The organism is Polaromonas sp. P3_C2 (assembly GCF_056402675.1).
This window is the reverse complement of the sequence record NZ_JBFUGX010000175.1, coordinates 1-7,179: the sequence shown is the minus strand read 5'-3', so window position 1 is coordinate 7,179 and position 7,179 is coordinate 1. Positions and strand designations below refer to the sequence as shown.

The following is a 7,179-nucleotide window of genomic DNA, read 5'->3' as shown; positions in this document are numbered from 1 at the left end:
CCGATGAGCAGTGGGTACACATAATCGTGTGACACATGCGGATGCAGGCCCAGAAGAGCCGGTGAGGCCACCGTGCCTGCCCAGAAAAGAACAAAGGTGATCAACATCACCGGGGGGGCCTGCACCGTCTTGTCACGTTGAAGCCAGTGCGTGATGATGCGTTCCCCCGCCAGCGTGAGCAGCAAGAGGGAAACCAGCGGCTGCGCCAAAGCCACCAGCGGGTGGCGCACCACCACCGCAACTTCGTCCAATTTAAATGCACTGCTGGAGAGGTCGCGCCCCGAGAGGAAATTGTTCAGGGCCACCATTGCCAGGATGGCGTAGAAAATGACATGCATGTACCCGTGCGCACGGCGTGACGTGACATGAACTGCACCCGCCATGCCCAGCGTCGCCAAAAGCGCCGCCAAAATGGCACCGGCAACCAGAACCGAAATAACGATGGGTTGATCCAGGATAGCTCCTTAGAGTGGCTGCTCAAGGGAATTGGAAAGATCGGTACGTGGTGCCGAAACACCGCGGCGCAAAAACTTCGCCAGTCCGGGGACAAACCGGATGACCATTTCGGATGTTTCCCGCCCCAGCATTTGCGGCCTCAGGGCAAGCAGCAATGCCGGCAGGACTACTGCGGACAGGCTTCCGGCAAGCAGCGAGAGCAGGGGAATATCAAACCGTGCAACCGCGTGCTGACCTGCCATCACACCTAAAACGCAAGCGGCACAAAGAAGAAACCCGCGCAGGGCATCCGGTAGCAGGGACATCCAGCCAAGCTCCAGTGCACGGAATGCAGCCGTAGCCGTAACGGCTGCGCGCAGTACCAGCAACAGACCCGCCACGACTGCAGCCATGTGGATTCCCTGGCCTGCAAACAGGTAAAAACCGAGGATGCCCAAAACGATCAGCGGGAGCTGCAGCGCAAATTCGTAGTACTTGCGTCCGGTGTTCCACAGCACGGGTGTCGACAGTCCCCAGATGACGTACGCCGGCATGCAGAGGAACAAAATTCCCAGCACCCAGGCTGCCCCACTCCATGCGGGCCCATAAAGCACACGCACGATGTCGGGCGACAGAAAGGCAAGCGTCGCAAAGGCGGGGAGTCCCAACACCACAATGGTGGCCAGCATCTGCAGATAAGCGCGGCCCAGTCGTGGCCGGTCGTTTTGCAGGCGTGCGCCCGCCGCCAGGAACGCGGGCTGAAGTGCACCCAGCAGCAAGGTGTTGGGCATTGTGGCCAGGTTGTAAGCCACGTTATAGAGACCCAGCGATTGTGCGTTGAGCAACCGGCCTATCAATACCCGGTCAAGGTTGTTGAGTACCCAGTTGACGATATTGGTCAAAAAGACCGTGTGTCCCGTACCGACAGCGGACTTTGCATCGGCATACCAGAACAGCGGGCGAAGCGCATGCGGCTTGAGGGCATAACTTGCAACAAACACAACAGCCGCCTGAACCAGCCAGGCCGCTACCAGCGAAGCCTCACCCTGGCCAAGCAGTGCCATCGGCACCCCAACAGCCACATACCCAGCGGCATAGCTGCCGACCTGGATCAGTCCCACTGCCCGGAAATTCAGGTCACGCTGCAGCAGGTAAGTAGCCGGTGCTGCCGCAGCACCCAGCAGGCACGCCACCGATAGCCATTCAATGACGAATTGCGAGCGCGGCTCCCGGAAATAAGCCGACAGCAGCGGCGCCAGAAAATAGAGGGCAAGCATGGTGGCAATACCCACGATCAGTTGCCATGTCCAGGCAAACCGGACGTCCTCGTCACTCAGTGTGGTGCGTTGCAACAGGCTCCAGCTGAAGCCAAAACCGGAGACAAATGTGGCGAATGTCAGTACCACCATGCCGATGGCAAAAACGCCAAAAATCTCCGGCCCCAGGGTGCGGGCCAGAATCACCTGGGCCACCAGCTGCAGCCCAAAGCGTGCCGCTGTGGAAACGGCGCTCCATTTGACCGCTGCAACACCCGGACGGCCGAGGCCACTCATGCTCAAGACCTCTCTGCTTTATGGCGGCGAACGGCAATCACGCCCATCAACGCCAATGTGGCCAGCAGCGTGCCGTAAGGGTGCCATCCGGATTCGTCCGTATCTGCCTCGCCCGCCGCCGTGACACCCAGGCCGGATTGGCCACTGCGCACCGCGTCCACACTGTGGACTGTGTTGACCTTGACGGGCTCAGTGCCGGGCTGCAGTTTCATACGTGTCGCTTTGGCGGTAGCTCCCGTTGGCGTCACCGCTGCGGGCGCTGCAGGCGGGTTGGTAGACGCCGTTGCTGAAGCAATCCAGGTGGCCAAAATGGCGGTAAACAGGGTTCGAAACATAGGGTTTTCCTTCTGTCAAAGCAGGAAAAGAGTTTGTTGTGCAGTGCAGCAATTGACAATAGTCCGAATGGCTCATGGCGCGCTTTATGCTATTTATTGAGTTCAAAAAAGCGTGGCGCATTCTTGGGGCAAGGCTTGAATTGCTCACATGCTGACTGCCGGCTGAATGAGTCCGTTCGGGCTATTGCGCATGGGCTCAGATGCGGATATGTCCGTACCGTTTTCAGAGGTGTTCCTGTAGCCTTCGGGATTGCGCTGCTGCCAGTGCCAGGAGTCGCGGCACATGTCGTCGATGGTGCATGTGGCGCGCCAGCCCAGCAGGCTGCCGGCCAGGGAAACATCTGCAAAGTACTGTGCGACATCCCCGGCTCGTCGAGGTGCAAATTCATAAGGAATCGGCCGTCCGCTTGCCCGCTCAAACGCCTGGACCACACCGAGAACACTGGTGCCCTCGCCGGTGCCCAGATTGACCGTAAAGCTCTTGCCGCTTGCCAGCAAAGCATCGACTGCGGCCACATGGCCTGCCGCAAGGTCGGTGACGTGCAGGTAGTCGCGCACCCCGGTGCCGTCGGGCGTGGGGTAGTCATTGCCAAACACATTGAGCGTGGCCCGTTTGCCCACGGCCACCTGGGTGACGTACGGCATCAGGTTGTTGGGGATTCCATTGGGGTCTTCGCCGATCAGTCCACTGGGGTGCGCGCCCACCGGGTTGAAGTAGCGCAGCACCCCGACCCGCCACGCCGCGTCTGAAATGCGCAGCGATGCCAGGATGTTTTCACACATCAGTTTGGTGTGGGCATACGGGCTCTCCGGCATGCATGGAAACTGCTCGTTGATGGGCACGGTGGCGGGGTCCCCATAGACCGTGGCGCTTGAAGAGAAGACTACGGCCCGGCAGTCCGTCGTTTCCATCGCCCGCAACAAACTCAGGAGTCCGCCAACATTGTTCTGGTAGTACATGAGAGGGCGTTGCACACTTTCCCCTACGGCCTTGAACCCGGCAAAGTGGACGGCCGCAACGCAGTGGTAGCGTTGCAGGACCCCGGCCACAAAATCGGTGTCCAGTACGTTGCCGCGTTCGCACGGTACGGGCTGACCCGTCAGCTGCTGCAGCCGGTGCAGCACGGCAGGATGGCTGTTGGAAAAGTCGTCGAGGATGACAGGCTGGTAGCCGGCATTCACCAGCGCCACAAAAGTATGGCTTCCGATGTATCCGGCTCCACCGGTTAATAGCACACTAGGTCGCACACTGGATTTGTTCAGGGTCATTGCAAAAGGCTGCATGGCAGCGGGTTGATTTGATACGGGTCACGACGCCGGCGTAACACTGCTGAAACATGTTCGCGTGAGGGATTGCATGGACGGGCAGCATCCAGACATCACCAGACCATTCCCTTTCAGGGGCTAGTTACGAGTGTCTTTGACGCGTGGAGAAAGGATGTCAGCGTAAGCCGCATATGTGCGTGGGAAGCCGTCACGCTGGCCTCAAAGCGTTTCGAATCGTTCGGTAAGCACTTGTGAATGACGGTTGCAAATCGCCAGCTGGCGGGCAGCTGAACTGTTCGTGAGCAGTTGGCATCCCAACGGCAAACGACAAAAAGTCACAAAGATCAGGGGCTGCTGCGACTGCTCGCACAGTGCGCTGAATTCCCGGGAATTAACCCGGCGTAGCAAATCGCATGAAAAAAGCCCGGGGGAGGCCGGGCTTTCGTTGATGGAGAGGCTGTGCTTACATGCCGCTGTAATTGGGCCCGCCGCCGCCTTCAGGTGTGACCCACACGATGTTCTGAGTCGGGTCCTTGATGTCGCAGGTTTTGCAGTGGACGCAGTTCTGCGCGTTGATCTGCAGGCGGTCGGAGTTGTCGGGGTTCTTTACGAACTCGTAGACACCGGCCGGGCAGTAGCGGCTTTCGGGGCCGGCGTATTGGGCCAGGTTGATGCTCACCGGCACGCTCGCGTCCTTGAGCGTCAGGTGCGCGGGCTGGTGCTCTTCGTGGTTGGTGTTGGAGACGAAAACCGAACTAAGGCGGTCGAAGGTGATCTTGTTGTCGGGCTTGGGATACACGATGGGCGTGCACTCGGCCGCCGGCTTGAGCTTGGCGTAGTCCGGAATGCTGTTGTGGATGGTCCAGGGCGGCGACTTGAAGCCCAGCTTGGGCAACAGCCAGTGCTCGATGCCGGTCATGAAGGCGCCGACGTAGAGGCCTTTCTTGAACCAGGACTTGAAATTGCGCGACTGGTTGAGCTCCTGCGCGAGCCAGCTCTTGGCATAGGCTTCAGGGTAAGCGGCCAGTTCATCGTGCTGGCGGCCGGCGGTGACAGCTCCATAGGCGGCCTCAGCGGCCAGCATACCGCTCTTGATGGCCGCGTGGCTGCCCTTGATGCGGGCGGCATTGAGGTAGCCGGCTTCGCAGCCGATCAGCGCGCCGCCCGGGAACACGGTCTTGGGCAGGCTGAGCGCGCCGCCTGCGGTGATGGCGCGCGCGCCGTAGCTGAGGCGCTTGCCGCCTTCGAGGTAAGCCTTGATGCTGGGATGGGTCTTCCAGCGCTGCATCTCTTCAAACGGGCTGAGGTAGGGGTTGCTGTAGTCCAGGCCGGTGACCATGCCCAGCGTGACCTTGTTGTCCTCCAGGTGGTACATGAAACCGCCACCGTAGGTCTGGCTGTCCATGGGCCAGCCGGCAGTGTGGATCACAAGGCCCGGCTTGTGTTTGGCCGGGTCGATTTCCCAGAGTTCTTTCACTCCCAGCGCGTAGCCTTGCGGGTCCCTGTCTTCGTCGAGCTTGAAGCGGTTGATCAGCTGGCGGCCCAGGTGGCCGCGCGCGCCTTCGGCAAACACGGTGTACTTGCCGTGCAGTTCCATGCCGAGCTGGAAGTTGTCGGTCGGCTGGCCATCCTTGCCGATGCCGAGGTTGCCGGTGGCCACGCCCTTGACGGAGCCGTCGTCGTTGTAGAGCACTTCGGCCGCCGCGAAGCCCGGGAAGATTTCAACGCCCAAGCCCTCTGCCTGCTGCGCCAGCCAGCGCACCACATTGCCCAGGCTGATGACATAGTTACCTTCATTGTGGAAGCAGTCCGGCACAAAAAAGGCGGGCGTCTTGATCGCGCTTTTCTCGCTGAGAAAAAGAACCTCGTCGGCGGTGACAGGCTGGTTCAATGGCGCGCCTTGCGCTTTCCAGTCCGGAATCAGTTCGGTCAATGCCTTGGGGTCCATCACCGCACCCGAAAGAATGTGGGCACCGGGTTCGGAACCCTTTTCGAGAACCACCACGGAGATGTCCGTGGCTTTTTCTGCGGCCAGTTGTTTCAGGCGAATGGCGGTAGCCAGCCCGCCGGGCCCGCCGCCCACCACGACCACGTCATATTCCATTGCTTCGCGCGGGCCGAACTGGGCCAGAATTTCTTGGGTATTCATCGGGGACTCGCTGATAATGATTTTCAGGAAGGATTGTCGGTCTCGCGTTGGATTTTATGTCGCGAATGCGGCGATGCGAACGGTCGTTCTCTTTTGTACGGTTTAAATTGAGAGAGGAGCCTCTAATGGCTTACAGCATTGATCTGTCGGGGCGTGTCGCTCTCGTGACCGGTGCATCCGGCGGGCTGGGTGCGCAGTTCGCCAAAACACTGAGCCGTGCCGGCGCGGCCGTGGTGCTGGCCAGCCGCAGGCTCGACAAGCTCAAGGACCTGCGCGCGCAGATTGAGGCTGCGGGTGGCGATGCGCATGTGGTTGAGCTCGACGTGACCGACCACGCCAGCATCAAGGCCGGCGTGGCCCATGCTGAAACGGAGGTCGGCCCCATCGACATCCTGGTCAACAACTCCGGCGTGAGCACCACACAGCGCATCCAGGACGTCGGCGAGGAAGACTATGACTTCATCTTCAACACCAATGTGAAGGGCGCCTTCTTCGTGGCGCAGGAAGTCGGCAAGCGCATGCTGGCCCGTTCGCGCGGTGCCGGGCCCGGCAACTATGCCGGCGGCCGCATCATCAACATCGCCTCCATGGCCGGCTTGCGCGTACTGCCGCAGATCGGCGTGTACTGCATGAGCAAGGCCGCCGTGGTGCAGATGACCAAAGCCATGGCGCTGGAGTGGGGCAAGTTCGGCATCAACGTCAACGCCGTCTGCCCCGGCTATATTGACACCGAGATCAACCACCACCATTGGGAAACCGAGCAGGGCAAGAGGCTGGTGCAGATGTTGCCGCGCAAGCGCATCGGCAAACCGCAAGACCTGGATGCACTGCTGGTGATGCTGGCCAGTGGCGAGAGCCACTTTGTCAACGGCGCGGTGATAGCGGCGGATGACGGTTTTGGCGTATGAATTTCTGGAGAGCAACATGATGGATTCGGTAGTCCCTTACCTCGGCCCGATAGGCCTTATTTTCCTGGCCTTGCTGGCGGGCGTGGTCAGCCCGGGCCCCAGTTTTGTGCAGGTTGCGMGCATCGCGGTTTCGCGTTCACGCGCTGACGGCCTGGCTGCCGCGGTGGGTATGGGCCTGGGGGCGCTGGTGTTTGCCGCGTTGGCGCTGGCCGGGCTGCAGGCGTTGCTGGCCGCCTTGCCTGGTGTCTACATGGCGCTCAAGGTCGTGGGCGGCCTGTACCTGATGTGGATCGCCTTCAATATCTGGCGCGGCGCGCGCCAGCCGCTGGAAATGAGCGGCGATGACAAGGGCGCCTCGCGTCGCACGGTGTTGCAATCGTTTCGCCAGGGGCTGGTGACGCAGCTGAGCAACCCGAAGATCGTGGTGGTTTACAGCAGCGTGTTCGCGGCCCTGTTGCCAGCGCAGTTTCCCTTGCCCGCAGCCCTGCTGGTGCTTGTGGGTGTACTCGTGATGGAAACCGGCTGGTATGCCG

At 60.7% G+C, this 7,179-nt stretch carries 6 protein-coding genes and 1 pseudogene; 2 read left to right on the top strand and 5 right to left on the bottom strand.

Translation table 11 applies throughout. From position 1 onward, the window contains the following. From AC1DWI_RS09535 to AC1DWI_RS09515, 5 genes and pseudogenes are all read right to left on the bottom strand, one after another. A pseudogene (locus AC1DWI_RS09535) lies at positions 1 to 338 on the bottom strand (O-antigen ligase family protein); the annotation flags it as partial. A gap of 126 nt (positions 339 to 464) precedes the next feature. Next, the gene (locus AC1DWI_RS09530; protein ID WP_457280158.1) at positions 465 to 1,988 is read right to left on the bottom strand and encodes a lipopolysaccharide biosynthesis protein; all 1,524 of its coding nucleotides are present in this window, start codon (positions 1,986 to 1,988) and stop codon (positions 465 to 467) included. A 2-nt stretch (positions 1,989 to 1,990) separates the two neighbouring features. Continuing rightward, on the bottom strand, positions 1,991 to 2,323 hold the full coding sequence (locus tag AC1DWI_RS09525) for a hypothetical protein (protein ID WP_457280159.1): 333 nt from the start codon (positions 2,321 to 2,323) through the stop codon (positions 1,991 to 1,993). A 144-nt stretch (positions 2,324 to 2,467) separates the two neighbouring features. Next, entirely contained in the window at positions 2,468 to 3,607 is a 1,140-nt protein-coding gene (gene galE / locus AC1DWI_RS09520) for a UDP-glucose 4-epimerase GalE (protein WP_477699882.1), read from the bottom strand. A gap of 445 nt (positions 3,608 to 4,052) precedes the next feature. Continuing rightward, a complete protein-coding gene (locus AC1DWI_RS09515; protein ID WP_477667859.1) occupies positions 4,053 to 5,738 on the bottom strand; it encodes an electron transfer flavoprotein-ubiquinone oxidoreductase in 1,686 nt (561 codons plus the stop codon). A gap of 125 nt (positions 5,739 to 5,863) precedes the next feature. Here AC1DWI_RS09515 and AC1DWI_RS09510 point away from each other — a divergent pair, with 125 nt between their 5' ends. Next, complete coding sequence (locus AC1DWI_RS09510; RefSeq protein WP_477667858.1) at positions 5,864 to 6,646, top strand: SDR family oxidoreductase; 783 nt, start codon at positions 5,864 to 5,866, stop codon at positions 6,644 to 6,646. Positions 6,647 to 6,665: 19 nt separating this feature from the next. Beyond that, a partial coding sequence (locus AC1DWI_RS09505; RefSeq protein WP_477724735.1) for a LysE family translocator occupies positions 6,666 to 7,179 on the top strand: 514 nt, incomplete at its 3' end.

Excerpts from the sequence above, each read along its gene's own strand:
- AC1DWI_RS09530 (WP_457280158.1), bottom strand. The coding sequence starts at position 1,988 with ATGAGTGGCCTCGGCCGTCCGGGTGTTGCAGCGGTCAAATGGAGCGCC.
- galE (WP_477699882.1), bottom strand. The coding sequence starts at position 3,607 with ATGCAGCCTTTTGCAATGACCCTGAACAAATCCAGTGTGCGACCTAGT.
- AC1DWI_RS09510 (WP_477667858.1), top strand. The coding sequence starts at position 5,864 with ATGGCTTACAGCATTGATCTGTCGGGGCGTGTCGCTCTCGTGACCGGT.
- AC1DWI_RS09525 (WP_457280159.1), bottom strand. The coding sequence starts at position 2,323 with ATGTTTCGAACCCTGTTTACCGCCATTTTGGCCACCTGGATTGCTTCA.
- AC1DWI_RS09515 (WP_477667859.1), bottom strand. The coding sequence starts at position 5,738 with ATGAATACCCAAGAAATTCTGGCCCAGTTCGGCCCGCGCGAAGCAATG.